This window comes from Nocardiopsis lucentensis DSM 44048, from assembly GCF_000341125.1.
GTDB lineage: Bacteria > Actinomycetota > Actinomycetes > Streptosporangiales > Streptosporangiaceae > Nocardiopsis > Nocardiopsis lucentensis.
Genome location: NZ_ANBC01000315.1, coordinates 1 through 238 on the forward strand (window position 1 = coordinate 1; position 238 = coordinate 238).

The window sequence follows — 238 nt, forward strand, 5'->3', positions numbered from 1 at the left end:
GCCCGCGGCCACACAGGCCGCGATCTCGCCGACCGAGTGCCCGATGACCGCGCTCGGGGTGAGCCCCCGGTCGCGCCACACCTCGATGAGACCGACCTGGACGGCGAAGGTCAGCGCCTGGACGTGGGACGCGGACCACGTGCGCCCGTCCGTCAGCGCCTCGCGGGGTGTCCAGCCGAGCACCTCCCGGAACGGCTCCGCCAGTGCGTCGACGGCGCCGGCGAACACCGGCTCCCCC

The 238-nt window shown here is 75.6% G+C and carries 1 protein-coding gene; it reads right to left on the bottom strand.

All coding sequences use genetic code 11. From position 1 onward, the window contains the following. The coding region (locus D471_RS33900) for an acyltransferase domain-containing protein (RefSeq protein ID WP_040689227.1) at window positions 1-228 on the bottom strand (228 nt) is incomplete at its 3' end. Window positions 229-238: the final 10 nt, after the last annotated feature.